21 protein-coding genes, 1 tRNA gene and 1 pseudogene are annotated in these 26071 nt (G+C 68.5%); 13 read left to right on the forward strand and 10 right to left on the reverse strand.

Annotated features, from left to right (window positions below):
- The first annotated feature begins 1 nt into the window (after position 1).
- Together gatA and gatB are read left to right on the forward strand one after the other, a co-directional pair.
- Positions 2-1525 (forward strand): Asp-tRNA(Asn)/Glu-tRNA(Gln) amidotransferase subunit GatA, encoded by a 1524-nt coding sequence (gene gatA, locus ACFO27_RS08805; RefSeq protein WP_376817013.1) that lies wholly within the window; start codon positions 2-4, stop codon positions 1523-1525.
- Positions 1525-2982, forward strand: coding sequence for an Asp-tRNA(Asn)/Glu-tRNA(Gln) amidotransferase subunit GatB (gene gatB, locus ACFO27_RS08810; RefSeq protein WP_376817014.1), 1458 nt, complete (start codon positions 1525-1527; stop codon positions 2980-2982). The genes gatA and gatB overlap by 1 nt, the downstream gene beginning before the upstream one ends.
- Before the next feature lie 156 nt (positions 2983-3138).
- On the opposite strand, the gene pyrE is transcribed toward gatB, so the two are convergent.
- Positions 3139-3807, reverse strand: a complete 669-nt coding sequence (gene pyrE, locus ACFO27_RS08815; protein ID WP_376817015.1) for an orotate phosphoribosyltransferase — start codon at positions 3805-3807, stop codon at positions 3139-3141.
- 181 nt (positions 3808-3988) lie between these two features.
- On the opposite strand from pyrE, the gene ACFO27_RS08820 reads away from it, so the two are divergent.
- From ACFO27_RS08820 to ACFO27_RS08835, 4 genes are all read left to right on the forward strand, one after another.
- The gene (locus tag ACFO27_RS08820) at positions 3989-4786 is read left to right on the forward strand and encodes a DODA-type extradiol aromatic ring-opening family dioxygenase (protein WP_376817016.1); all 798 of its coding nucleotides are present in this window, start codon (positions 3989-3991) and stop codon (positions 4784-4786) included.
- 96 nt (positions 4787-4882) lie between these two features.
- Positions 4883-5674: an exodeoxyribonuclease III gene (locus ACFO27_RS08825; RefSeq protein WP_376817017.1), complete on the forward strand. Its 792-nt coding sequence runs from the start codon at positions 4883-4885 to the stop codon at positions 5672-5674.
- Between the two features lie 103 nt (positions 5675-5777).
- On the forward strand, positions 5778-5981 hold the full coding sequence (locus ACFO27_RS08830) for a hypothetical protein (protein ID WP_323026101.1): 204 nt from the start codon (positions 5778-5780) through the stop codon (positions 5979-5981).
- 413 nt (positions 5982-6394) lie between these two features.
- Positions 6395-7915, forward strand: coding sequence for a hypothetical protein (locus ACFO27_RS08835; RefSeq protein ID WP_376817018.1), 1521 nt, complete (start codon positions 6395-6397; stop codon positions 7913-7915).
- 254 nt (positions 7916-8169) lie between these two features.
- Here the strand turns inward: ACFO27_RS08835 and ACFO27_RS08840 are convergent, their stop codons facing one another.
- Positions 8170-9180 carry a bile acid:sodium symporter family protein gene (locus ACFO27_RS08840; RefSeq protein ID WP_376817177.1) on the reverse strand — a complete coding sequence of 337 codons (1011 nt, stop codon included), beginning with the start codon at positions 9178-9180 and terminating at the stop codon, positions 8170-8172.
- Between the two features lie 84 nt (positions 9181-9264).
- Between ACFO27_RS08840 and ACFO27_RS08845 the strand changes: the two genes are divergently transcribed.
- Positions 9265-10158: an AraC family transcriptional regulator gene (locus ACFO27_RS08845; protein WP_376817019.1), complete on the forward strand. Its 894-nt coding sequence runs from the start codon at positions 9265-9267 to the stop codon at positions 10156-10158.
- Positions 10159-10219: 61 nt separating this feature from the next.
- Here ACFO27_RS08845 and ACFO27_RS08850 read toward each other — a convergent pair whose 3' ends face one another.
- From ACFO27_RS08850 to metX, 3 genes are read right to left on the reverse strand one after another with little or no spacing between them, the layout of a single operon-like run.
- Complete coding sequence (locus ACFO27_RS08850) at positions 10220-11509, reverse strand: muropeptide transporter (protein WP_376817020.1); 1290 nt, start codon at positions 11507-11509, stop codon at positions 10220-10222.
- Positions 11506-12165, reverse strand: a complete 660-nt coding sequence (metW, locus tag ACFO27_RS08855; RefSeq protein WP_376817021.1) for a methionine biosynthesis protein MetW — start codon at positions 12163-12165, stop codon at positions 11506-11508. Before metW ends, ACFO27_RS08850 begins: the two co-directional genes overlap by 4 nt.
- Positions 12162-13412 carry a homoserine O-succinyltransferase MetX gene (gene metX, locus ACFO27_RS08860; RefSeq protein ID WP_376817022.1) on the reverse strand — a complete coding sequence of 417 codons (1251 nt, stop codon included), beginning with the start codon at positions 13410-13412 and terminating at the stop codon, positions 12162-12164. The genes metW and metX overlap by 4 nt, the downstream gene beginning before the upstream one ends.
- 314 nt (positions 13413-13726) lie before the next feature.
- On the opposite strand from metX, the pseudogene ACFO27_RS08865 reads away from it, so the two are divergent.
- Positions 13727-13837: pseudogene (locus tag ACFO27_RS08865) on the forward strand (helix-turn-helix domain-containing protein); the annotation flags it as partial.
- Positions 13838-13889: 52 nt separating this feature from the next.
- Here ACFO27_RS08865 and ACFO27_RS08870 read toward each other — a convergent pair.
- Positions 13890-14435: a hypothetical protein gene (locus ACFO27_RS08870; protein ID WP_376817023.1), complete on the reverse strand. Its 546-nt coding sequence runs from the start codon at positions 14433-14435 to the stop codon at positions 13890-13892.
- A gap of 168 nt (positions 14436-14603) precedes the next feature.
- On the opposite strand from ACFO27_RS08870, the gene gshA reads away from it, so the two are divergent.
- Positions 14604-16175, forward strand: coding sequence for a glutamate--cysteine ligase (gshA, locus tag ACFO27_RS08875; RefSeq protein WP_376817178.1), 1572 nt, complete (start codon positions 14604-14606; stop codon positions 16173-16175).
- 48 nt (positions 16176-16223) lie between these two features.
- Here the strand turns inward: gshA and ACFO27_RS08880 are convergent.
- Positions 16224-16298: transfer RNA gene (locus ACFO27_RS08880), tRNA-Arg, on the reverse strand.
- A 132-nt stretch (positions 16299-16430) separates the two neighbouring features.
- Here ACFO27_RS08880 and ACFO27_RS08885 point away from each other — a divergent pair.
- The 4 genes from ACFO27_RS08885 to ACFO27_RS08900 all read left to right on the forward strand — a co-directional run bounded on the left by ACFO27_RS08885 (position 16431) and on the right by ACFO27_RS08900 (position 19793).
- Complete coding sequence (locus ACFO27_RS08885; RefSeq protein WP_376817179.1) at positions 16431-17333, forward strand: c-type cytochrome; 903 nt, start codon at positions 16431-16433, stop codon at positions 17331-17333.
- Positions 17334-17639: 306 nt separating this feature from the next.
- Positions 17640-18641, forward strand: a complete 1002-nt coding sequence (locus tag ACFO27_RS08890) for an NAD(P)H-dependent flavin oxidoreductase (RefSeq protein WP_376817024.1) — start codon at positions 17640-17642, stop codon at positions 18639-18641.
- A complete protein-coding gene (locus ACFO27_RS08895; protein ID WP_376817025.1) occupies positions 18638-19366 on the forward strand; it encodes an enoyl-CoA hydratase-related protein in 729 nt (242 codons plus the stop codon). Before ACFO27_RS08890 ends, ACFO27_RS08895 begins: the two co-directional genes overlap by 4 nt.
- A gap of 196 nt (positions 19367-19562) precedes the next feature.
- The gene (locus ACFO27_RS08900; RefSeq protein WP_376817026.1) at positions 19563-19793 is read left to right on the forward strand and encodes a hypothetical protein; all 231 of its coding nucleotides are present in this window, start codon (positions 19563-19565) and stop codon (positions 19791-19793) included.
- A gap of 133 nt (positions 19794-19926) precedes the next feature.
- Here ACFO27_RS08900 and ACFO27_RS08905 read toward each other — a convergent pair whose 3' ends face one another.
- The 3 genes from ACFO27_RS08905 to hemE form a co-directional block, all read right to left on the reverse strand.
- Positions 19927-22104: a UvrD-helicase domain-containing protein gene (locus ACFO27_RS08905; RefSeq protein WP_415830969.1), complete on the reverse strand. Its 2178-nt coding sequence runs from the start codon at positions 22102-22104 to the stop codon at positions 19927-19929.
- Between the two features lie 97 nt (positions 22105-22201).
- Entirely contained in the window at positions 22202-24439 is a 2238-nt protein-coding gene (locus ACFO27_RS08910) for a primosomal protein N' (RefSeq protein WP_376817027.1), read from the reverse strand.
- 389 nt (positions 24440-24828) lie between these two features.
- The gene (hemE, locus tag ACFO27_RS08915) at positions 24829-25899 is read right to left on the reverse strand and encodes a uroporphyrinogen decarboxylase (protein ID WP_376817028.1); all 1071 of its coding nucleotides are present in this window, start codon (positions 25897-25899) and stop codon (positions 24829-24831) included.
- Between the last annotated feature and the right edge of the window lie 172 nt (positions 25900-26071).

Consider the following 26071-nt stretch of genomic DNA (forward strand, 5'->3'; position numbering starts at 1 on the left):
CATGACCCAGCTTTCAGAATTCCGCAGCATCCAGGCGCTGGGCGAAGCCCTGCGCGCCCGGCGCGTCAGCGCCTTTGAGCTGGCCGCCGACGCCCTGCGCGCGGCCCGCGCATACGCCGACCCCAACGTCTTCCTGCACATCGACGACGAACTGACCCTGGAACAGGCGCGCGCCGCCGACCGGGCGCTGGCCGAAGGCGCCGCCGGGCCGCTGACCGGCATCCCCGTCGCCCACAAGGACCTGTTCGTGACGCGCGGCTGGCGCACCACCGCCGCCAGCAAGATGCTGGCCGGCTACGTCAGCCCCTTCGACGCCGCCGTGGTCGACCGCTGGCGCGCGGCTGGCGCCGTATCCCTGGGCAAGCTCAGCTGCGACGAGTTCGCCATGGGCTCGGGCAATGAAAATTCCGCTTTCGGACCGGTACGCAACCCCTGGGATCCCGAACGGATCCCGGGCGGCTCGTCCGGCGGCTCCGCCGCCGCCGTGGCCGCCGGCCTGGTGCTGGGCGCCACCGGCACGGACACCGGCGGCTCGGTGCGCCAGCCCGCCGCCCTGTGCGGGGTCAGCGGCATCAAGCCCACCTACGGCACGGTCTCGCGCTACGGCATCATCGCCTACGCCTCCAGTCTGGACCAGGCCGGTCCCCTGGCGCGCAGCGCCCGCGACCTGGTGCCGCTGCTGGACGCCATGAGCGGCTTCGATCCGCGCGACTCCACCAGCCTGGAAACCTGCGACGGCGCGGCCAACGCCGCCGGCCGCGTCCAGGCCGCGTTCGATGCCGCGCAGGCCGGCTTCCAGGCGGGCGGCGAGCGTCCGCTGGCGGGGCTGCGCATCGGCGTGCCGCGCGAGTTCTTCAACGAGGGCCTGTCCGCCGAGGTCGGCGCCGCCGTGGAATCGGCCCTGAAGGTCTTCGAATCCCTGGGCGCGGTCCGCGTGGACGTGTCCCTGCCGCGCACGCGCCTGTCGATCCCGGCCTACTACGTCATCGCCCCGGCTGAAGCCTCCAGCAACCTGTCGCGCTACGACGGGGTGCGCTACGGCCACCGCGCGGCCGAATACGGCGACCTGTTCGACATGACCAGCCGGTCCCGCTCCGAAGGCTTCGGCGACGAGGTCCGCCGCCGCATCCTGGTGGGCGCCTACGTGCTGTCGCACGGCTACTACGACGCCTACTACCTGCAGGCCCAGCGCGTGCGGCGCATGATCGCCGACGATTTCCGCCGGGTCCTGACCGAGGACTGCGACGTGATCATGGGGCCGGTCACGCCCGCCGTGGCCCGCCGCATCGGCGACAACCGCCAGGACCCGATCGCCGACTGGCTGGGCGACGTCTACACGCTGGGCGTGAGCCTGGCGGGCCTGCCGGGCATGTCCGTCCCCTGCGGCTTCGGCGGCGAATCGGGCCGCCTGCCCATCGGGCTGCAGCTCATCGGCCGGTACTTCGACGAAGGCCGCCTGCTGGCCCTGGCCGACCGCTACCAGCAGGCCACCGACTGGCACCAACGCATTCCGGAACACGCATAATGGATTGGGAAATCGTCATCGGGCTGGAAACCCACACCCAGCTCTCCACGCGGTCGAAAATCTTTTCCCGCAGCAGCACGCGTTTCGGCGCCGAGCCCAACACCCAGGCCAACGCCGTGGACATGGCCCTGCCCGGCTCGCTGCCGGCCATGAACCGGGGCGCGGTGGAACGCGCGATCCAGTTCGGCCTGGCCGTGGGCGCCCGGGTGGCCGAACGCTCGGTGTTCGCGCGCAAGAACTATTTCTACCCCGACCTGCCGAAAAACTACCAGATCAGCCAGTTCGAGCTGCCGATCGTGGTGGGCGGCAAGCTGTCGTTCTTCGTCGGCGAGCAGGAACACACGGTGAACCTGACGCGCGCCCACCTGGAAGAGGACGCGGGCAAGTCGCTGCACGAGCATTTCACCGGGCCGCACGGGGAATCGTCCAGCGGCATCGACCTGAACCGCGCCGGCACGCCGCTGCTGGAAATCGTGTCGGAACCGGAGATGCGCTCGGCCGCCGAGGCCGTGGCCTACGCGCGCGCGCTGCACGGCCTGGTGGTGTGGCTGGGCATCTGCGACGGCAACATGCAGGAAGGCTCGTTCCGCTGCGACGCCAATGTGTCGGTGCGCCCGCGCGGCCAGGCCGAATTCGGCACGCGCTGCGAGATCAAGAACCTGAATTCCTTCCGCTTCCTGGAACGCGCGATCCAGTACGAAGCGCGCCGCCAGATCGAGCTGATCGAGGACGGCGGCAAGGTGGTGCAGGAAACGCGCCTGTACGACGCCGACCGCGACGAGACGCGCAGCATGCGGACGAAGGAGGATTCCGACGATTACCGCTATTTCCCCGATCCGGACCTGCCGCCGCTGGTGGTGGCGCCGGACTGGATCGAGCGGGTGCGCCAGGCGATGCCGGAACTGCCGGCGGCCAAGCGCGCGCGCTTCGAGGCGGACCTGGGTCTGTCGGCCTACGACGCGGCCCAGCTGACGCTGCACCGCGCGACGGCGGATTATTTCGAGGCGGCGGCCGCGGCCTTGCCGTCCGGGCAGGCGAAGCAGGCCGCGAACTGGATCCTGGGCGAGCTGTCGGCGGCGCTGAACCGCGACGAGCTGGACATCGGCGCGTCGCCGGTGTCCCCGCAGCGGCTGGCGGCGCTGATCGCGCGGGTGCTGGACGGGACGATCTCGACGAAGATCGCGCGCGATGTGTTCGCGGCGATGTGGACGGGGGAATCGGGCGGCGATCCGGACGCGATCATCGAGTCGCGCGGGCTGCGCCAGATCAGCGACACGGGGGCGATCGAGGCGATGATCGACGAGGTGCTGGCGGCGCATCCGGCGATCGTGGAGGAATACCGGGCTGGCAAGCAGAAGGCGTTCAATTCGCTGGTGGGCCAGGTGATGAAGGCGGCGAAGGGCAAGGCGAATCCGCAGCAGGTGAACGAGATCCTGAAGCGGAAGCTGGATTCTTGATCGGTCTTGGCGGGGGCTGTTCAGGCATCTGGGCCGTGGTCCGGTATCTCGGCCGGCGCGCGCCCCCGCCCGGCGCGCAGCTCGCCCGGTCCCGGCTTTGCCGGGACTGCCCGGGCATCATGACCGCATCGGGGCGCTCGCCGTCCTGACGCAAACTCACACCCCGTATTTGCCCCGGTACGCCGACACGGCGTCGCGGTGCTTGGCCAGTGTGGCGTCGTCTTCCAGCAGCGCCATGATGTCGGCCAACGAGGCGATGCTGACCACGGGGATGCCGTAGGCCCGTTCGACCTCCTGGACGGCCGAGCCGTCGGACAGCGCGTCGTCCGCGCCGGCGCGTTCCATGCGGTCCAGGGCGATCAGCACGGCGGCGGGCTGGGCGCCGGCGGCACGGATCAGGGCGACGGATTCGCGCACGGACGTGCCCGCCGTGATCACGTCGTCGATGATCACCACGCGGCCCTTCAACGGCGCGCCGACCAGCGTGCCGCCTTCGCCGTGGTCCTTGGCTTCCTTGCGGTTGAAAGCGAACGGCACCGGACGGTCGGCCATCGCGGGGTGGTTCGACAGGGCGATGGCGGCGGTGGTGGCCAGGGGGATGCCCTTGTACGCGGGGCCGAACAGCATGTCGAAACCCAGCCCGGAATCCGCCAGGGCCTGGGCGTAGAACTGGCCCAGGCGGCCGACGCTGGCGCCGTCGTTGAACAGGCCCGCGTTGAAGAAATACGGGCTGCGGCGGCCGGATTTCATCGTGAAGTCGCCGAAATTCAGGACGCCCTGCTCCAGGGCGAAACGGACGAAGGCTTGGGCGCGGGAACCGGGCATGGCGAATGATCTCTGTGCGGGAAAGGCGACATTATCGGATATTTGAGCGGGACCCGAGCGTGAATGGAGACGGAGCATGCTCCTGTGCGCCATGGCGGGCGCATGTCGCCCTGGAACGGATAAAACACGGCCGTGCGGCTATCATGTCCTTTTCGTTCCTGCCGACCCGCAAGGCCATCTCATGCGCCAACCCGTCTATTTCCTGTCCCACGGTGGCGGCCCCTGGCCCTGGATGCCCGAAAAGCGGGACGCCTACGCGCCCCTGACCGCCGCACTGCGGGCGATTCCCGCCGCCCTGCCCCGGCGGCCCGACGCGATCCTGATGGTGTCGGCGCACTGGATCACGCACGGCGGCGTGCTGCTGGGCAGCCACCCGCAGCCCGGCATGCTGTACGACTACTACGGCTTTCCCGCCCACACCTACGAGATCCGCTATCCCGCGCCCGGCTCGCCGGAACTGGCCGCGCGTACGGCGGACCTGCTGCGGGCCGACGGCATCCCCGTGGATTTCGATCCGCAACGCGGCTTCGACCATGGTGCCTTCGTGCCCGCCCACGTCATGTTCCCGGCAGCGGACATCCCCATGGTCCAGCTCTCGATCGAACGCGGCTTCGATCCGGACTGGCACCACCGGCTGGGCGCCGCCCTGGCTCCGCTGCGCGACGAGAATATCCTGATCGTCGGCAGCGGGCTCAGCTACCACAACCTGCGCCTGTTCGGCCCGGCGGGCCGCGAGCCCTCCGTCCAGTTCGACGCCTGGCTCCAGGAAGCCATGGCGCCCGCCACGGCGGCGGCGCGCCATGAGCGGCTGAGGGATTGGGAAGAAGCCCCTGCCGCCCGGATCGCCCATCCGATGGAGGACCACCTGGTGCCCCTGTTCGTCGCCAACGGTGCGGCGGGCGACGGCCCCGCCAGCCTCTGCCACCACGAAACCGAGGCCGCGGGCGGGCTGACCGTGTCCAGCTTCCGCTTCGATTGAGCCCGGGCCGCCTCCCGGCTGGCGGGCGCCTCGTCTCAAGCCTCGTGAGCCGGGTAGGTTAAAGTTCAAGCTTGCAATGACCAACCGGACACCCACGTGCTGCGCATCACCTCCCTGAACGTCAACGGCATCCGCTCGGCCTTCCGCAAAGGGCTGGCCGACTGGCTGGCCGACGCCCGCCCCGACATCGTCTGCCTGCAGGAAATCAAGATCCAGGACGGCGACCTGGCCGACGACCTGCGGCATCCGGACGGCCTGACCGGGTATTTCCACCACGCCGAAAAAAAGGGCTACAGCGGCGTGGGCCTCTACCTGCGCCGCCCGGCCGACGCCGTGACCGAAGGCATGGGCTGCCCCGAATTCGACGCCGAAGGCCGCATCCTGCGCGCCGACTGGCCCGGCCTGACCGTCATCAGCGCCTATCTGCCCTCAGGATCCAGCGGCGACGAACGCCAGACGGCCAAATACCGCTTCCTGGACCACTTCGAAACCTGGATGGACGGACTGATGCGGGAACACCGCGACACCGGCCGTGAATTCGTCATCTGCGGCGACTGGAACATCGCCCACAAGGAAATCGACCTGAAGAACTGGAAAGGCAACCTGAAGCACAGCGGCTTCCTGCCCGAAGAGCGCGCCTGGCTGAGCAAGATCTTCGACGAACACGGCTGGGTGGACGTCTACCGCCGCCTGCACCCGGACGCCACCGGCGAAGCCTACACCTGGTGGAGCAACCGCGGCCAGGCCTGGGCCAAGAACGTCGGCTGGCGCATCGACTACCACATCGCCACCCCCGGCATCGCCGCCCGCGCGCGCGCCGCCTCCATCCACCGCGAACCGAGGTTCAGCGACCACGCGCCACTGACCATCGATTACGATTGGTCATAAAACCGCGGCCTAAAGAAAGTACACTCGATGTCGTAGAAGAGAGCAGATCCGTTTTTCGCCGCCCGCCTCACCGCGTGAAGGCCGCATTTTTACAGGAGCCCCCATGTCCGATTCCATCGAAGGCACAGTCGCCGCGGCGACCGGCCTGCAAAACTGGAACATGATGCAGGAAAAAGACAACCTGCTGCTGCGCAAGGTCCTGGACGGCCAGTCCAACACCATCCTCAGCCTGGTCAACTCGGTGCCCTCGGTCCCGCAACTGGCAAACGGCGGCATGGTGGGCACGCTGCTGCACACGACCGCCTGACGAAAGCTTTTCTCCGTGGATTGGGGCCTGGGTTTCCAGGCCCTTTTTCGTGGGTGGTTGGGGTGGCTCGATCATTGCACAGACTGCTTTCGGCCAGGAACAGTCAGATGTACTGGACATGGTGGCGAGGATTGATGCCAACCTTCGTCCGCGTTAATCGCAACCAAATCAGACCACCATGATCAAGGGAACTTCGGACATGATGTAAACAACCCACCCATTTTTTCGTAGCAGGCCCATTCCAGCTCCATCTGGCAGACGTCTGTTTACAGGTAGTGTTATCCACACCTGGTATATTTGAACGAACCAGCAGATGCCGGCTTACAGGCAGACCCTACGGATACTGCAGCTCCAGCACAATATCAGCCTTCTAGTACAACTAACCGTCGCGCCCTTAAACACAGAGCAACTTAATGAACACACTCACAAAACTTGAATTACCGAAGCGTTGGGAATTGCTGGAACAAAGAGCGCAGGCAGCCGGGCTTGACGCTGGTCTCTTTGTTGAGCGAGTCGATAGTGCGGCAGATCGCATCGATTACCTTCTGCAACGCGTGAAAACCGGCGGTGGAGGTCTATTTGAAGTGTTCTATGGCCTGTCCGGCAGTGGCAAGACAACTTTTCTCAAAACACTCCCCAAACAGTTTCAGCAGATTCGAGTCTCGTCTTTTCCGAAGGACATGGATTTAAGCACGCTTCCAACGTTCATTCACGATACGTACGTTCCGGGGGACACGAGTGCCCGAGTCATCTTGATCGAGCGCCGAGACAATCCATCGCAGCGAGATATGCAGAACCTTAGTGAAACCTTCGCGGAACTGCTCGAGGTATTTCGTGATCCCAAAGGGGCTGCACTTGTCCTCTGGCCCGTTACTCGTGAGCCTTCTGCACATAAAATCGCGGAGGAGGCTTGGACGACCGGACGCGATTCCATGGCCGACACTCGCTCTAGAGGTTTCTATAACTTCACCGGACTCCCAAAAGAGCGCTTCTATGCAGTCGCAGACACCACCACCCGAAATTTAACCGGAGACGGCCTCGAAACCTTTGGCGTCACGCCTGAAGTAGCGAACGATCTATTGGCTGAAGCTCAAACTATTGCAGATTTCTTCAACGCCGTCGATCTCTATGCCGAAATGCAGCGAGAAAAAACCTGGTCGATTCTCAAGACAAAGGTACGGGCTCGCCTTTGGGTTGTACTGCCGGGCGACGTTCCTTCTGCAATCCGCTCTACCGTTTTGTCACTAACTCAGGGTTCGCGAAATAGAGTAGACATTGAGTTGGTGGCAGAGTTTATTGATCAGCCTGACGAGAAGGCACCCATATATGTTGCCGATTGGAAGGCAAGACGTTCCGCGATGGCACACATTCTTAGGGCAATTGACTTGCGGCTATTCGAATTACCGCCGAATGTCTCCCTCGCGGCCGTCCGCGCATATGGTGAGGCCTCCGTCAAGGAAAAGCTTAAACAGCCCGCAGCCAAACTTGAAGATGCTAAGACTGCTATGCGCAATAGCAAACTTTACAAAGAGATTGAAGCGGAACTTGGTATTAACAAAACACCGTTCGCTGGCGCTAGTCGGGACGTAGAGGAAACGTCAAATGAGTATCGTCGGATACAAGCAGTTGCATCCAAAGGCGACAAGTCTTTGAATAAAGCTATCGGACTTCTGCTTTCTGAGTGCCTGAAAGAAGATGCCCCGACAGTCAAGGTTGTGAGCGAAAAGCAATCACTTCCGAACTGCGATCTGAAGCCTGATGTTTGTCTGCACATTAATGACCTAGACTACATCTGCATCGAACCAACATGGCGTTCGACGGATAAGGGCATTCCAGGAGAACTGGACGGCGGGCAAAACACCCTGGCTGCTTCACATATGAAGAAATATCTTCTGGACAAGGCAATGCAGTACATCAAGGCTCTTGGCATTTGAGCAAACTTCGATGCGTAATCGTAAGCCCCCTCTGAGTAGACACCAGCCAGTAGAGTTTCGAAATCTCCCGGAGGATTGCCGTGCGTTATATCAATAACCCAGCATCCACTACCATCAGCCCGACGCTCCCGCACCCCGACGGGGCCTGTTGGAGGGGCGGGAAGCCGTAGGCCGAAGGCGCACGACCTGCGTCCGAGCCGCACCGACCAGGCCCCGTCGGGGTGCGGGGGCGGCGGGCGGGTTAAAAACCCAAATCAAGCAGCGGCACGACGCCGCCCGGAACCCTGATCCTGCTGCCCCACCCGCAAATAATGCTGTGCCAGCACCGCGCACACCATCAGCTGGATCTGGTGGAAGATCATCAGCGGCAGCAGCACCGGCCCGATGGCGCCCGCGCTGAACAGCACCCCGGCCATCGGCACCCCCGTGGCCATGCTCTTCTTCGACCCGCAAAACACGATCGTGATCTCATCCGCCCGGTTGAAACCCATGCGCCGCGCCGACCACGTGTTCAGCACCAGCACCAGCGCCAGCAGCGCACCGCAGGCCACTACCAGCCAGACCAGCGACACCGTATCCACCGTCTGCCACAGCCCGCCGATCACCGACTCGCTGAACGCCGTGTAGACCACCAGCAGGATCGAACTCTGGTCCACGCTGGTGACCAGCTTGCGGTGGCCGTCCATCCAGCGGCCGATCACCGGACGCATCAGGTGGCCGGCGACGAAAGGCAGGAAGATCTGCACGCTGATGCGGCCGATCGCCTGCAGCAGCGAACTGCCGCCCAGGGCCGACGTGTCCGCGCCCAGGAACAGCTGCAGCAGCAGGGGGGTGATGACGATGCCGACGATGCTGGACGCCGAGGCGGCGCAGACGGCGGCGGGCACATTGCCGCGCGCGATCGACGTGAAGGCGATGGCCGACTGGACCGTGCCGGGCAGTACCGTCAGGTAGACGATGCCCACGTAGAGCGGTTCGCCCAGCAAGGGCAGAAGAACCGGCCGAAGCACCCACCCCATGATGGGGAAGATCACGAATGTCCAAATGAAGATCACGCCGTGCAGCCGCCAGTGCGTCGCGCCTGCGATGATGGCCTCGCGGGAAAGCTTGGCCCCATGCAGGAAGAACAGCAAGGCGATTGCCGCAGCCGTGAGCCGTTCGAAGAACACCGCGCCCTGGCCGTGGGCCGGCAAGACCGTGGCGGCCGTGACGACCGCGATCAGGATCAGGGTGAAACGATCGAACAGCAGACGTAATTTCGACATCATGGAAGTGGGTGCTCCGGCGGTCCGGGGCTCTCGAAGAGAAGGTTAAACTGGGCTGGAAGCCATGTTTGGCGGTAAACAGCTATGAAACATTCGCGAACGGACATGCAAAGCGTCATCCAGGGCCCTGCGAACACCGTCCGAACCGGCAGCAATCCTGGCAAAGCCCCCGGCAACGCCGCCGTCCCGGGCCGGCGCGGCGGCCTGCGCCGCCTGCCCCGCCCTGTCTACGGCCACATCGACAGCCAATCGAACATCCTGATCCCCCGGCACCACAAGCACACCTGGGCGCAGCTGTCCTACGCCACCCAGGGCTACCTGCAGGTCTGGACGCCGGACGCCCGCTTCGTCGCCCTGGCGCAGCGCGCGGTCTGGATTCCGGCCGGGGTGACGCACCAGGTGCGGCAATCGCCCCACACCGTCATCCGCAGCCTGTACCTGGACGCCGACGCGCTGGGCCTGGACTGGCCCGCGTGCCGGGTGCTGGCCGTCAGCCCGCTGCTGCACGAACTGATCCGGCGCTTCAGCACCCTGCCCGTCGAATACGACCCCGATGGCCCGGACGGCCGCCTGGCGCGGGTGCTCGCGGACCAGATCGCCGTCAGCCCGGACGCCGGGCTGATCCTGCCCTGGCCCACCGATCCGCGCCTGCAATCCGTGTGCCGCCAGTTGCAGAGCCATCCCGACAGCGCGCCGGACCTGGGCGCGTTCAGCCGCCGCCTGGGGGTTTCGGACAAGACCCTGACGCGCCTGTTCCAGCGGCAGACTGGCCTGGGATTCCGCCTGTGGCGCCAGCGCGCCCGGCTGGTGCACGCCTTGCCGCTGCTGGAACGCGGCGACCGCATCACCGACGTGGCGCTGGCCTGCGGCTACGACAGCCTGTCGTCCTTCATCGCGGCCTTCCGCGCGCACACCGGCGTCACGCCCCGGGCGTTCGCCGCCGGCGCGCGGGAAGACGACCCGCCAATCCCCGGCTGAACCGCCGGAACACGGCGATCCGGCGGGATGCGAACCGCCCGGACGCAAGCCCGGCGCGGCTTCAGTCCCGCGCATCCAGCTCCCGCACCCGCCCGCGCATCCACCACAGCAGGCCCAGCCCCGGCAGGGCGATCGCCACGGTCAGGATGAAGAAGACCGGCCAGCCGAACGCGGCGACCAGCACCGGCGTCAGCGGCCCGGCCAGGTAGGTGCGGCCCACGGCCGACAGCGCCGACAGCAGCGCGAACTGCGTCGCGGAAAACTCGACCCGGCACAGGGCCATCAGCAGCGCCACGAAGGCCGCCGTGCCCAGGCCGCCGCACAGGTTCTCCACCGCCACCACCAGGGCCATGGAATACAAGTGCGGCGGCGTGACGGCCAGCATCCAGTAGCCCAGGTTCGAGACCGCCTGCAGCAGCCCGAAGGCCATCAGGGCGCGGTACAGGCCCAGGCGCGTCATCAGTGCGCCGCCGGCCAGCGCGCCGACGATGGTGGCGGCCAGGCCGAAGACCTTGTTGACCATGCCGACCTCGGTGACGTCGAAGCCGGCCCCCCGGATCAGGAAGGTGGTGGACAGCGCGCCCGCGAACGCGTCGCCCAGCTTGTACAGCACGATCAGCAGCAGGATGGCCCAGGCCCCCCGGCGACCGAAGAATTCCTTCAGCGGCTCGGCCACGGCCTCGCGCAGGGTGCGCGGCGGCCGCGCGGCGCTCTCCGGCTCCGGCGCCCACAGCGTCGCCAGGGACGCCAGCGCCATCAGCCCGCCCATCAGCATGTACATGGCGCCCCAGCCCAGCCACTGGTCGGCCAGGATCAGCGCTAGGCCGCCGGACACCACCATCGCCAGCCGGTAGCCCATGACCTTCAGCGCCGCCCCCGCCGCGCGCTCGTCCTGGCGCAGCACGTCGGTGCTGTAGGCGTCGAAGGCGATGTCCTGGGTCGCGGACAGGAAGGCCACCCAGACCGCCAGCAGGGCCAGAACCCGCAGTTCCGACCCCGGATCGAACAGGCCCATGGCGGCGATCGAGGCCGCCAGCAGCCATTGCGTCAGGAAGACCCAGCCGCGCCGCCGCCCCAGCCAGGGGGGCGCGTAGCGGTCCACCAGCGGCGCCCAGAGGAATTTCAGCGTATAGGCCGTGCCCGCCAGCGTCAGGAAACCGATGCTCTGCAGCGAGACCTGCGACACCGTGGCCCAGGCCTGCAGCGTGCCGGAGGTCAGCGCCAGCGGCAGGCCGCTGGCGAAGCCCAGGATCAGCAGCGGGGCGACGCGCCGGCCGCCGTAGACCCGCCAGCCCCGCGTCGAGGCCTCGGCGCCGGCCGCGCCGGGATCCGCCCCTCGCGCCTGCGTCATGCGCGCCCGACCCCGGGCGATTCGAAGCGGTAGACCGCCAGCTGGCTGCGCCAGCCGCGCAGCCAATGAATTTCCCGATCGCCCCGGAACGCCGCCAGGTGCGTCACCCGCAGCCCCAGCCGCGCCGCCAGGTCCTGGAAATCGCGCAGGGTGCACAGGTGGATGTTGGGCGTGTCGTACCACTGGTAGGGCATCTGGTCGTTGACCGGCATGCGCCCGCGCAGGATCGACCAGCCATGCGGCCAGTAGCCGAAGTTGGGGAAGGACACGATGCCGTAGCGGGCCACCCGCGCCATTTCCCGCAGGATGTGTTCCGTATGGTGCATGGACTGCAGGGTCTGGGACAGCACCACCGTGTCGAACTGCTTGTCGTCGAACAGCGCCAGGCCTTCTTCCAGGTTCTGCTGGATCACGCGCACCCCGCGCCGCACGGCCGCGATCATGCGCTCGTCGTCGAGCTCGACCCCGGCCCCGCGCACCTGGCGGGTCCGCTGCAGATAATCCAGCAGCCGGCCGTCGCCGCAGCCCAGGTCCAGCACCCGGCTGCCCGGCTCGATCCATTCGGCGATCCGCAGCAGGTCGATCCGCAGCGGCTGGTCCGTTCCCGCCGCATCCGGCGCGGCCTGCGCCGGCACCGAAGCCTGTATCGCCGTCATGCCAGCACCCCCGCGACGCGGCGCCGCTCGCCCAGGCCCAGGCGGGCGGCAATGCCGTCGTAATAGCCCTGCACCACCGCATGATAGCGCCGGTCCCCCAGCAGGAAGGCGTCGTGGCCGTGCGGCGCGTCGATTTCCGCGTAGGTGACCTCGCGCTGGTTCTTCAGCAGGGCGCGGACGATCTCGCGCGAATGTTCGGGCGCGAAGCGCCAGTCGGTGGTGAAGGACACCAGCAGGAAGCGCGCCTGGGCCGCCGCCAGGGCGCGCGCCAGGTCGCCGCCGTGCGCGCGCGCCGGATCGAAGTAGTCCAGGGCGCGGGTCAGCAGCAGATAGGTGTTGGCGTCGAAGTAGCGGGAGAATTTTTCCCCCTGGTGGCGCAGGTAGGACTCGACCTCGAATTCGACGTCGTAGTTGTAGCGGTAGTCGCCCGTGGGGCCGGGCGCGCGCTGCGCGCGGCCGAACTTCGAGGCCATGACCTCGTCGGACTGATAGGTGATGTGGCCCACCATGCGCGCCACCGACAGGCCGTTGGCCGGGACCACGCCGTGGGCATGGTAATCCCCGCCGCGGAAATCCGGGTCGGTCAGGATGGCGCGGCGGGCGACTTCGTTGAAGGCGATGTTCTGCGCCGACAGGCGCGCCGTGCTGGCGATCACGATGCAGTCGCCCACGCGCTCCGGGCAGGTGATCGCCCAGCTGAGGGCCTGCATGCCGCCCAGCGACCCGCCCATCACGGCGGCGAAGCGCTCGATGCCGAAATGGTCGGCCACGCGCGCCTGGGCATGCACCCAGTCCTCGACCGTCAGCAGCGGGAACGACGCCCCCCAGGGGCGGCCGGTGGCGGGATCGATCGTGGCCGGCCCCGTGGAGCCGAAGCACGAACCCAGGTTGTTGATGCCGATGACGAAGAACCGGTCGGTGTCCACGGCCTTGCCGGGGCCGACCATGTTGTCCCACCAGCCGACCTGGTCCGGCCGCTCGGCGTCCATGCCGGCCACGTGATGCGAGGCGTTCAGGGCATGGCAGACCAGCACCGCGTTGCTGCGCGCGGCGTTCAACTGGCCGTAGGTCTCCACCGCCAGGGTATAGGACGGCAGCACCTGGCCGCTGGACAGCGTGAGGGGTTCGGAGAAATGCAGGAATTCCGGCGAAACGAACCCGACGCTGCCTTCCGGCACGATGCGTGGATCGATGGGGGAAACGGCCGGCGCGGAGGCGGGCACGGGAGAAACGGCGGTCGTGGTCATGAGACCTCTTTAGCTGGATTTATGGAGCGCCCGCAAGCGGATCAGGCAAATCGGCGCGAATTCGTTTTTCATTCTAGCACCGCGCCCCACCGCGCTGGCAAGCCCGGGTCCGCCCGTCCGGCCCATCCGGAACGAAGGCGGCTCGGGGCACGGCCGCGCACCGCGAACCCGCCGGCACAACCCGCGGCCGCCCTGGAATTAAGGCACATCAACGTTTTCTGGATTCTTCATTCGACAACAGGAATGACGATGATACATTTGCTCACGATAGCTTTCATTAAGGCATAGATAGATCCGACGGGAGGACGCGTCACATGAAGTTGCTGACCGAGCGGGAACACGACTGCCTGTACTGGGCGGCACAGGGCAAGACCAGCTGGGAGATCGGATGCATCCTGGGCATCAGCGAACGGACCGCCAATTTCCACATCGCCAACACCTGTGACAAGCTGGACGTGCGCACTCGCCAAGCGGCCATCACCGCGGCGATGCGCCAGGAACTGCTGTCCCCGCCCCGTCAGGCCAGCGCAGCGACAGCCAGAAATCATTCACCGGCGCGCGCGCATGGTCGTCGGGCCCGGCAATCACCACGGCCTCCAGCCACTCGGACGACGTCACCCTGACCTGCGCCTCGACCCGCACCGGGCCTTGCGGCCCGCGCCCCTGAAAGGAAAACCGCTGTTCCGGATCGGTGTCCGGGCCGGGCGGCTCGGCCCCGGCGTTGCGGTACAGGGCATCGACCGCCCAGCGGGCCAGGCGCCGGCGCGCCGCCGCGTCGGCGGCCCATCCGGACGGCAGTTCCGCCGACCCCAGCGCGAACAGCACGCCGCCGGCCCGCGCCGAGCGCATCGTCAGGTTCAGCGTCCGGTCCTCGAACGTCACCGGGCGGGTCTGCGTCTGCGGCGTATCCGGCAGCACGCCGGCCGCGCCGCACTGGCCGAAGGCCACCGGCCGCCAGTCGAAGGTCGGCGAACAGGCGGCCAGCAGGATCGCGCACCACCCCACCATCAGCACTCTGAGCATGCGCGTCTCCCGCCCGTTTCCCGATCCCGCCCGGCCGCTTGCGGCGCCGGGCGCCCATCGGCCGCATTGTACGTCGCGCGCTCCGGCCCGGCGCCCCGGCGGCGATCCGGGACGCACCGTCGATGCAGCTAAAATCCCTCTTTATTCAGACCAACCCGGTACCCATTCATCATGAGCCTGGCCTCGGAACGGCGCGCCCATCTGGCGGCGCAACCAGAACTGTTGCGCGCCATCCGGCGCGGGATCGAAAAAGAAGGGCTGCGGGTGGACGCATCGGGGAACCTGGCCATGACTCCGCACCCGCCCGCCCTGGGCTCGGCGCTGGCCAACCCCCGCATCACCACCGACTATTCCGAATCCCTGCTGGAACTCATCACCAGCCCCCTGCCCGACGCCGAGGCGCTGATCGGCGAACTGACCGACATCCACAGCTTCGTCGCGCTGCGCAACCCCGGCGAGCCGATCTGGAACCAGTCCATGCCGGCACACCTGCCTCCGGAGGCCGACATCCCCGTCGCCTGGTACGGCACGTCCAACACCGGCATGCTCAAGCACGTCTACCGCCTGGGCCTGGCCTGGCGCTACGGCAAGGTCATGCAATGCATCGCGGGCGTGCACTACAACTTTTCGCTGCCCGAGGCCGCCTGGGACCGGCTGGCCGATGGCGACACGCCGCAGGACCGCCGCAACACCGGCTACATGGCCCTGATCCGCAATTTCACGCGCCACGCCTGGCTGCTGATGTACCTGTTCGGCGCATCGCCCGCCGTATCCCGCAGCTTCCTGCAGCGCGCGGGCTACGAGACGCGGCTCACGCGGCTCAGCCCGGACACCTACTGCATGCCCTGGGCCACCAGCCTGCGCATGAGCGACCTGGGCTACAAGAGCCCGATCCAGTCCGACCTGCAGCTCTGCTACAACGACCTGGACACCTTCACCGCCCGCATCCACCGCGCCGTCACCACCCCGTGGCCCGCCTACGAGGCCATCGGCACCCACCGCGATGGCCGCCGCATCCAGCTGAACACCAACATCCTGCAGATCGAGAACGAATACTATTCCAGCATCCGGCCCAAGCAGACCACGGGCCGCTGCGAACGGCCCAACACCGTGCTGCGCCAGCGCGGCATCCAGTACATCGAGGTCCGCTGCATGGACATCGACCCCTGGGCGCCCGCCGGCATCGCGGCCGGGACCAGCCGGTTCCTGGACGCCTTCCTGCTGTACTGCGCGGTCGAGGAAAGCCCGCTGTTCCCGCCGCCCGGCTTCTGCCAGGAAAGCCAGGACAACTTCGCCCTGGTCGCCCGCGAAGGCCGCCGCCCCGGCCTGCTGCTGCAGCGCGAGGGCTGTGCCGTCAGCCTGCGCGACTGGGCCGAGGAAGCCCTGGACCGCATCGAGCCCTATGCCCGGCTGCTGGATGAGCATTCCGGCGACGGCGGCCACGTCGCCACCCTGGACCCGCAGCGCGCCAAGGTCCGCGACCCGGACGCCACGCCCTCGGCCCGCCTGCTGGCCGCCCTGCGCGACGACGGCCGGGAATTCCACGACTGGACCCTGGCGCAAAGCCAGGCCCACTGGGACCTTCTGCGCGCGCGCGGGCTGCCGGACGGCACCCTGGCGGCCTATGACGCGGCGGCCAAGGCATCCATCGCCGAGCAGGCGGCCATCGAGGCCGCCGATACGATTTCCTTCGAGGACTACGTGGCGCGCTTCCACGCGGCGCTGGGGCCGGCGGGCTGACCCCGGCTCAAATGAAAAATGCCCAGCGGTGGCTGAGCATTGAGCAGGTGGCGCGCCCGACAGGAATCGAACCTGTATCAGAAGCTTCGGAAACTCCTATTCTATCCATTGAACTACAGGCGCGGCATGGGGACGCCATTGTAGCGTGTTTGCGCCGCTCACGCTGGCATGACCGCGCGCGCACCATGCAGCCGCCCAGGCCAGTCGCTATAATCGACGGTTGAAGCCTGTAACACGAACGATTATCAGGATCCCATCATGAGCCTCCCCGAAAACGCCCACGGACACGAAAGCGCCATCAAGACCCCGCGTCAGTTGCTGATCACGGTCATCCTGGCCTTCCTGATCCCGATCGCGGTCATCATCCTGCTGGTCAATCTGGTCGGCGCGTCCATCCGCACGGGCGCGGGGTCCGACGGCCAGTCGGAAGAGGCCATCGCCCGGCGCATCCAGCCCGTGGCCGGCTTCAAACTGGTCGACGCCGACGCGCCCAAGGTCCTCAAGACCGGCGAACAGGTCTTCCAGTCCACCTGTTCGGCCTGCCACGGCACGGGCGTGGCGGGGGCGCCGAAATTCGGCGACAAGGACGCCTGGGCCAAGTACATCAAGCAGGGCTACGAGGAACTGGTCAAGAACGCCATCCACGGCATCAACGCCATGCCTCCGAAAGGCGGCAACGCCTCGCTGGACGACTTCGAGGTCGCGCGCGCCGTGGTCTACATGACCAACCATTCGGGCGCCAATTTCGACGAGCCCAAGGAACCGGCGGCCGGCGAAGCCAAGCCCGAGGCTGCCGCCGCGGCTCCGGCCGCCGCCGCCCCGGCCGAAGCCCCCAAGGCCGCCGAGGCCAAGCCGGCCGAGACCCAGCCCGCGCCCCAGGCCGAGGCCAAGCCCGCCGAGGCCCAGGCCAATGCCGGCAATGCCGTCGGCAAGAAACTCTACGAGTCCGTCTGCGTCACCTGCCACTCCATCGGCCTGGCCGGCGCGCCCAAGTTCGGCGACAAGGCCTCCTGGGAGCCCTTCGTCAAGACGGGCCTGGACACCATGCTGAAGAACGCCATCTCCGGCGTGGGCGCCATGCCCCCGCGCGGCGGCTCGCAGGCTTCCGACGACGAGCTCAAGGCCGCCATCCAGTACATGGTGGACGCCGCGAAGTAGACGTCCGGTCGGACGGGCGCCCGACGCCACCCGCCGCCTCCAGGGCGGCGCCACACCCCGGCCACTGGCGCCGGGGTTTTCATTTGAGCCCACCGCCGCGACGGACCAGCCACACCGGACCCTGCCAGTCGAGGCCCGGTCAAAGCCCGGTCGGGGTTCGGTCCGGGCTCGGTATATCCACTATGTTTTCAAACGATCGTTTGATTTAGAATGGGACACCACCCGGCGGATCGGCCGGGACTCGTCCGCCCGCGCCGGCGCCGACGGGCGGCGTCCCGGCCGCCCCCGGCCGGTCCGGGCGGCCTCATGCCCACGCGGAGACAAATCCTCATGCCCCACCCCATCGTCACGGCGCTGCACCAGTCCATGACGCTGCCCGTCATGGCGGCGCCCATGTTCATCGTCTCGAACCCGGAACTGGTGATCGCCCAGTGCGCCAGCGGCATCATCGGCTCGATGCCGGCGCTCAACGCGCGGCCCCAGGAAAAGCTGGGCGAATGGCTGACGCAGATCGAGAACAGCCTGGCGGCCCTGCGCGCCGCCGATCCGGACCGGCCGATTCCGCCCTACGCCATCAACCACATCATCCACCAGTCCAACGACCGGCTGCAGCACGACCTGGAAGTCTGCGCCGCGCACCGCGTGCCGCTGATCATCACCAGCCTGCGCGCGCCCAACCAGGTCGTGGACGCGGTCCATGGCTGGGGCGGCAAGGTCTTCCACGACGTCACCACGCTGCGCCACGCGCAGAAGGCGCTGGACGCGGGCGTCGACGGCCTGATCCTGGTGTGCGCGGGGGCCGGCGGCCACGCGGGCACGCTGTCGCCCTTCGCCCTGCTGGGCGAGGTCCGGCGCATCTTCGACGGCCCGGTCTGCCTGTCGGGCGCCATCAGCCGGGGCCAGGACGTGCTGGCCGCGCGCGCCATGGGCGCGGATTTCGCCTACGTCGGCACGCGCTTCATCGCCAGCGCCGAAGCCAACGCCCAGCCCGAATACAAGCAGATGATCGTCGACACGGCCGCCGCCGACATCGTCTACACCCCGTACTTCACCGGCATCCCGGGCAACTACCTGAAGCCCTGCGTGCGCAACATCGGCCTGGACCCCGACAACCTGCCGGCCGCCCAGGGCACGAACTTCGGCAGCGACAGCAAGAAGGCCTGGCGCGACATCTGGGGCGCCGGCCAGGGCGTGGGCAACATCGACGGCGTGCTGCCCACCGCCGACATCGTGGCGCGCCTGCGCGACGAATACCGCGAGGCCGCCCAGGCCCTGCGCGACGGCTTCGTCGAAGAGGTGCGCGCATGATCCGCGTCGAGCGCCGGGACGCCGTCCTGGAAATCCTCATCGACCGGCCTGAACGGCGCAATGCCCTGACCGACGCCATGTACCGCGACATCGAGCGCGCCCTGCGCGAAGCCGACGCGGATGCCGCCTGCGCCGCCGTGATCCTGCATGGCGCGGACGGGCACTTCACCGCCGGCAACGACCTGGCGGAATTCCAGATGCCGCAGGACAGCCGCGACGTGGGCTCGATCGCGTTCCTGCACGCGCTGGCGTCGGTGGACGTGCCGGTGATCGCCGCCGTCCGGGGCCAGGCTGTGGGCGTGGGCGTCACGCTGCTGCAGCACTGCGATTTCGTCTACGCCGCACCCGACGCGGTGTTCCGCCTGCCCTTCGTGTCCCTGGGCCTGTGTCCGGAAGGCGCCTCCAGCTACCTGCTGCCCCGGCTCGCGGGCGACCGCCGGGCCGCCCGGTGGCTGCTGGGCGCCGAGCCCTTCGGCGTCGAGGACGCCCTGGCCGGCCAGCTGCTGACCGCCGTGGCGGACGATCCGCTGGCGCAGGCGCGCGCCCGCGCCCAGGCGCTGGCCGCCCAGCCGGCCCAGGCCGTGCGCGCCAGCAAGCGCCTGCTGCGCGAACCCATGCGCGCCGAGGTCCACCGCGTCCTGGACGCCGAGGCGGCCGTGTTCTTCGAGCGCCTGAAATCCCCCGAGGCCCAGGCGGCCTTCCAGAAGTTCTTTGCCCGCAAGTGATGCGCTCCGGCACGCCGGAGTCCCCCGCGGACGGTGGCGTGCCGGGCGGATCGGGGCGGCCCGCAAGCCCCCCGTTGTTTTTCGACAGCGATTTCCGGCTCTTTTCTTGTATTAGGGTTTTCCCCTATCTTTATCTTAGGGTTTACCCTATACTGACTCTTGTTGAAATCTGAAGCTTCTGAAACAGGAGTCAGTCATGTACGCCACGCACACCCCGAATCTGCTGTCCGACGCCCTCGAACGCGCCTACAGCCGCTCCCTCCTCGATGCCACGCAGCAGCCGCTGCAACTGGGCAAGGCCATCCGGCAACTGGGCCGCCTGATCGGCCGCGGCGCCGCCGCCACCGGCCGCTTCATCGCCAGCGTGATCAACGCCCAGGCCGAAGCCCGCGCGCGCGACATGCGCTACAGCCGCACCCCCTGGTAATTTGCCCGCAGGCGCCTGCGGGCGCCGCACCGCTGATCACCCCGAAGCCCCGTTGCGCCACAGCACGGGGCTTCGCGTTGCCAGCGGCGCACCCGGCCGGATCGCCCGACACGGGCGCCCGGGTCCAGGGCATTCACCGCCTCAGCAAAGCCTTCAGCCGGTCCAGCGTCCGGTCCGGGTCGGTATCGCCGACCGGCCGCGGCACTTCGGCGAGCAGGCCCATTTCCGCGATGAAGCGCGAGGGCTCGCAGATCACGTCCTCGCGCCCGCGCCGCCGCTTGCGGCACCAGCTGATCCGCAACGTGCGCTGCGCGCGCGTGATGCCCACGTACATCAGGCGCCGCTCTTCCTCGATGCGGCGCGCCCGGGCCGCCACGGCGGCCTCGCTGACATCCCCCTCGTCATCACCGCCCCGGTGCGGCAGCAGGCCTTCCTCGACCCCGATCAGGTAGACGTGGGGGTATTCCAGCCCCTTGGACGCATGCAGGGTGGACAGCTTGACCGCGTCGGGCTCCTCGTCGTCGGCGCGCTCCAGCATGGTGACCAGGGCGACGTGCTGGACCAGTTCCAGCAAAGTCATGTCGTCCTCGTCCGCCTTGCGCTTGAGCCATTCCAGCAGCTCCAGCACATTGGCCCAGCGGGACTGCGCCTGGCGCTCGTCCAGCGTGTCGTACAGGTGGCGCTCGTAGTTCATCGCCGCCAGCAGGTCGTCCAGCACCCGGGCGGCATCGTCGCCGCGCAGGCCGTCGATGCCCACCGCCGCGCCCGCCAGACCGGCGGACGGCGCACCAATGACCGCCGGGCGGCTCTCCCCCGCCACTGACGCGGGATCCGCGTCGAACGCGGGCGGATCCGGATCGAAGGCCAGCAGGTCGCCCTGGACGTCCGCGCCCGGCAGGGGCGGCACCGCGCCGCCGCGCCGCGCCGCGCGCGCCTGGAAGTGATCCACCAGCCGGACGAACTGGTGCACAGCCTCGCGCTGCCGGCCGGCCGGCAGGATGGCCTCCGACACGTCGGCCGCCACCGCGTACAGCGACACGCCGCGCCGGGCGGCCTCGGCCCCCAGGGCCTGCAGGGTGCCCTGGCCGATGCCGCGCCGGGGCGTGGTCGCCGCGCGGATGAAGGCCGGGTCCTCGTCCTCGTTGGCGATCAGCCGCAGCCAGGCCAGCACGTCGCGGATCTCGGCCTTGTCGAAAAAGCTCTGCCCGCCCGAGATCGTGTAGGGGATCCGCAGCGTGCGCAGGGCCTGCTCCATCACCCGGGCCTGGTGGTTGCCCCGGTACAGCACGGCGAAGTCCTTCCACTGCGCCTGGCGCTCGAAGCGCGCCGCCGACAGGCGCATGGCGATGGACTCGGCCTCGGCCAGGTCGGAATCCATAGGCGTGACCACGATGGGCTCGCCCGTCCCCAGTTCCGACCACAGGGTCTTGTCGAAGGTCTTGGGATTGTGGCCGATCACCCGGTTGGCCGCCTCCAGGATGGTCTGGACGGAACGGTAGTTCTGCTCCAGCTTGATGAGCCGCAGCGACGGGTAGTCGCGCGCCAGCTGGGCCAGGTTTTCCACCGTGGCGCCGCGCCAGGCGTAGATGGCCTGGTCGTCGTCGCCCACCGCCGTGAACATGGCCCGGTCGCCGCACAGCATGCGCACCAGCTGGTACTGGCAGGCGTTGGTGTCCTGGTATTCGTCCACCAGCAGGTACTGGACCCGCGCCTGCCAGCGCGCGCGCAGGGTCTCGTCGGCCGCCAGCATCCGCGCGGGCAGGCGGATCAGGTCGTCGAAATCCACCGACTGGTAGGCCCGCAGGGTGGCCTCGTAGCTGCGGTAGACGCGCACGGCCTCGGCCTCGTCGGGCCCCTGGGCCACCCGCGCCGCACCGTCCGGGTCCAGCAGGGCGTTCTTCCACAGGGAGATCGTCTGCTGCACGGCCCGCAGGCGGGCGCGGTCGGTCGTGGCCAGCAGTTCCTGGACGATGCCCTGGGCGTCGGTCGCATCCAGGATCGAAAAGCCGCGCTTCAGGCCCGCGCCGGCGTACTCCTCGCGCAGGAAGCGCAGGCCCAGGGAATGGAAGGTGCCCACCGTCAGCCCGCGCAGCAACTTCGGGTCCACCAGGGTGCGGACCCGTTCGTTCATTTCGCGCGCCGCCTTGTTGGTGAAGGTCAGCGCCACCACGTGGCGGGCCTGGTAGCCGCACTCGCGCAGCAGATAGGCCATTTTCTGGGTGATGACGCGGGTCTTGCCGCTGCCCGCGCCGGCCAGCACCAGGCACGGGCCGTCCAGGTAGAGCACGGCCTCGCGCTGGCGAGCGTTCAGGCCCTGCGGCAGGGTGGATCCCGGCGGAAGGGCGGCGGACGCGCGCAGCGCGGCCTGGGCCGGTGCGGGCGAGCGGGGCGGGACGGCGGCCACGGCCTCAGATCTCCTGGGGATCGATCTCGATCCCCCAGTGCTGGACGGCGCCCCGGGCCAACTCGTCCAGGCCGGGCAGCAGCGCCCGCAGCAGCCGGTGCAGCGCGCCGCGCCCATCCGACTCGAACAGCAGCTGGGCGCGCTCGACGCGCGCCACGCGCACGATGCGCAGCGGCACAGGATCATGGATCCGCACGCCGACGGACTCGGGCAGGGACCGCGCCCGGGCGCGCGCGGCCTCCAGGAAGTCCAGCGCGTCGCGCACCCGGACCGTCTGCGCCGTCAGCAGCGCCTGGCTGGAAAACGGCGGCAGGCCGAGGTCCCGGCGCTCTTCCAGCGCGTAGGCGGCGAAACGCGCGTAGTCGTGCCGCAGCAGCGCCTGATAGACCGCCTGCTCGGGGTAGTCGGTCTGCACGATCACCTGGGCGCCGCCTTCGCGCCGGCCGGCACGCCCGGCCACCTGCATCAGCTGCGCGAACAGCCGCTCCGGCGCGCGGAAGTCCTGGGAAAACAGCATGGCGTCTGCGTTCAGCACGCCCACCAGCCCCAGGCGAGCGAAATCATGCCCCTTGGACACCATCTGCGTGCCGACCAGGATGTCGGCCTCGCCGGCGTGCGCCCGGGCGAACAGGGCCTCGGCGCTGCCCTTGAGGCGGGTGGCGTCGGCGTCAATGCGCAGGACCCGCGCGCCAGGGAAGCGTTCTGCCAGGAATTCCTCGACCCGCTGCGTGCCCCGCCCCATGGGCTGGATGTCGGGGTCGCCGCAATCGGGGCAGGCGCGCGGCACCGGCATGGCGTCGCCGCAGTGGTGGCATTGCAGCACGTGCCGGCCGCCCAGGCGGTGCAGCACCATGTGCGCCGTGCAGCGCCGGCACTGGCTGACCCAGGCGCAGGACGGACAGCGCAGCACCGGCGCGTAACCGCGCCGGTTGATGAACACCAGGCTCTGCCCGCCTTGCGCCAGCCGCGCTTCCAGTGCGTCCAGCAACTGGGGCGTGAAGCCCTGTTCCAGCCGGGCGCGGCGCGTGTCCACCAGGCGGATTTCCGGCAGCGGCTGGGCCTGGGCGCGGTCCGGCAGCGACAGCAGCCGGTAGTCGCCTTCCTGGGCGTGGCGCCAGGTCTCCAGGGACGGCGTGGCCGAGCCCAGCACCACCGGGACGCCCAGGTCGTGGCCGCGCCACACCGCCAGGTCGCGCGCCGAATAGCGCAGGCCGTCCTGCTGCTTGTAGGACGCGTCGTGCTCCTCGTCGACCACGATCAGGCCCAGGCGCGGCAAGGGGGTGAACAGGGCCAGGCGCGTGCCCAGCAGGATGTCGGCCTGGCCGCGCGACGCCCGCAGCCAGGCGCGCAGGCGGTCGCCCTCGGACAGGCGGCTGTGGATCACCGCCAGCCGGTCGCCCAGGCGCGCGCGCACGCTCTGTTCCAGTTGCGGGGTCAGGTTGATCTCCGGCACCAGCAGCAGCGCCTGCCGCCCCGCCGCGATCACCTGTTGCGCCAGGCGCAGGTAGAGTTCGGTCTTGCCGCTGCCCGTCACGCCATGCAGCAGCGCCACGCCGGCGCCGGCCGCCAGCAGATCGCGCAAGCCCGCCAGGGCGGTGACCTGGGCACCGGTCAGGGCCGGGCCCGCGTCATCCCGCGCCGGCTCGGCGGCCTGCCGCGCGGCGGCGTCCGGCGCGACCGAGCCGGCCGCATCCGCCGCATCCGCCCCTTCGGCCGGCACGGCCCGGGAGGCGCCCTTGCCCTTGCGCGCGCGCGCCGCCCCGGGCCGCCGGTCGGCGCGGCACACCGGACCACCGGCCGAGCGCGCGCCGGTATAGGCGGCGGGTCGGCGCAGCGACGGCGGCAGCACCGGGAGCAGGACCTCGCCCAGCGGCCGATGGTAATAGTGCGCGGCGAATTCCGCCAGGCGCAGCCAGTCGTCCGGCATGGGCGGCAGATCGTCCAGCACGGCGTCGATCGGCCGCACCCGGTCGGCCGCCACGCCGGGCGCGGCGCGCACGGCCCACACCATGCCCACCATGGCCCGGCGGCCGAACGTCACCCGCACGCGCACCCCCGGCGCCACGGGCCGGTCATGGGAATAATCGAACAGGCCGGGCAGAGGCACGTCCAGCGCCACGGCCAGATAGACCGTTTCAACCGGCCCGGCGGGCGCCTCGGAGGCCGGGACGGCGTCCGGGGCCGGGGCGCCGGAATCACCCGCCCTCGCGGAAACCGCGTCCGACGGACGTTTCAGCGGCATGGTCGCTCCGCCGCCGCCTTGCCGCGCCCAGCCTGTGGATAACTTTGTGGAGAATCGAAGCGCAAAGGGGTCAACACCAAGCCGCTCAAATGGTCAAGTCTCTCGATGTTTTCCACAAGAGACTAATTTGTTTATTTAAAACAATGAATTACGCGACATAGCGAGAATCGTTCTTCAATGATCAGCGTAAACCCTGATTCTTGATATTTTTGTGCATAAGCACAAAATCCCGAGGCCGCCACAAGCCGCATCAAGCGGAGTTTTCGCCTTCAAACAGGCCGTCCCGCGCCGGTTTCCAGGCCCCGGGCGATGTAAAACCCCGGTCCCAGGAGGGTCCGGAACACACCAGGTCCTCGCGGCCGGGACGCCCCGCGCCGTAGACCCGGGGATCAGTCCCCATGATACGCGCGGCTGGCGGCGTGGACCTCGTCCACCAGGACGGACACGGCCTCCGGCGGCGTGTGCTGGGAAATCCCATGCCCCAGGTTGAAGACGTGGCCGCCGGCCCCGATCGGACCGAAATCGGCCAGCACCCGCCGGACCTCGGCGCGGATCGCGGCCTCGCCGCCGAACAGGGTCATGGGGTCCAGATTGCCCTGCAGGGCGACCCGGTCGCCGACCCGGCGCCGCGCGGCGGCCAAGTTGGCCGTCCAGTCCAGCCCCACGGCGTCGCAGCCCGTGGCGGCGACGTCCTCGATCCACTGCCCCCCGCCCTTGGTAAAGACGATGACCGGCACGCGCCGGCCCTCGTGCTCGCGGGTCAGGCCGTCCAGCACCTGGCGGGTGTAGGCCAGGGAAAATTGCTGGAACAGGCCGTCGGCCAGCACGCCGCCCCAGCTGTCGAACACCATCACGGCCTGGGCGCCCGCCTGGATCTGGGCGTTCAGGTAGGCCTGCACGGCCTGGGCGTTGACCGACAGGATGCGATGCAGCAGGTCGGGCCGGCCGTACAGCAGCGTCTTGATCTGGCGGTAATCGGAACTGCCCGCGCCTTCGACCATGTAGCAGGCCAGGGTCCAGGGGCTGCCGGAAAAGCCGATCAGCGGCACCGCGCCCGCCAGTTCGCGGCGGATCAGCGACACCGCGTCGAACACGTAGCGCAGGTGGTCCAGGTCGGGGACCCGCAAGGCCTGGATCGCGGCCTCGTCGCGCAGGGGGCGTTCGAAGCGCGGCCCTTCGCCCGCGACGAATTGCAGCCCCAGCCCCATCGCGTCGGGCACCGTCAGGATGTCGGAAAACAGGATGGCCGCGTCCAGGTCGAAGCGCCGCAGCGGCTGCAGCGTGACCTCGCAGGCGTATTCCGGATTCTGGGCCAGCCCCATGAAGGATCCGGCCCGCGCCCGGGTCTGGTTGTATTCGGGCAGGTAGCGCCCGGCCTGGCGCATCATCCACAGCGGGGTATAGGCCACGGGCTGGCGCAGCAGGGCGCGCAGGAAGGTGTCGTTTTTCAGTTCGGGCACAGCGGATCCTAGGAGAACGGCACGGGATCCGGTGGTGCGAGTGTCCACCACGGATCCGGGAAATCGTCCGTGCGGGGACGTTGCCTGGATTTTACCCGGCCTGGGAAATCCGGGCCGGGAATGGCCGCGCCCCTTCCAGGGCCCGCTCCGGTTTCCCTCCGGCACACCCCGG

This window comes from Castellaniella denitrificans (assembly GCF_042653765.1).
Classification (GTDB): Bacteria; Pseudomonadota; Gammaproteobacteria; order Burkholderiales; family Burkholderiaceae_B; genus Castellaniella; species Castellaniella denitrificans.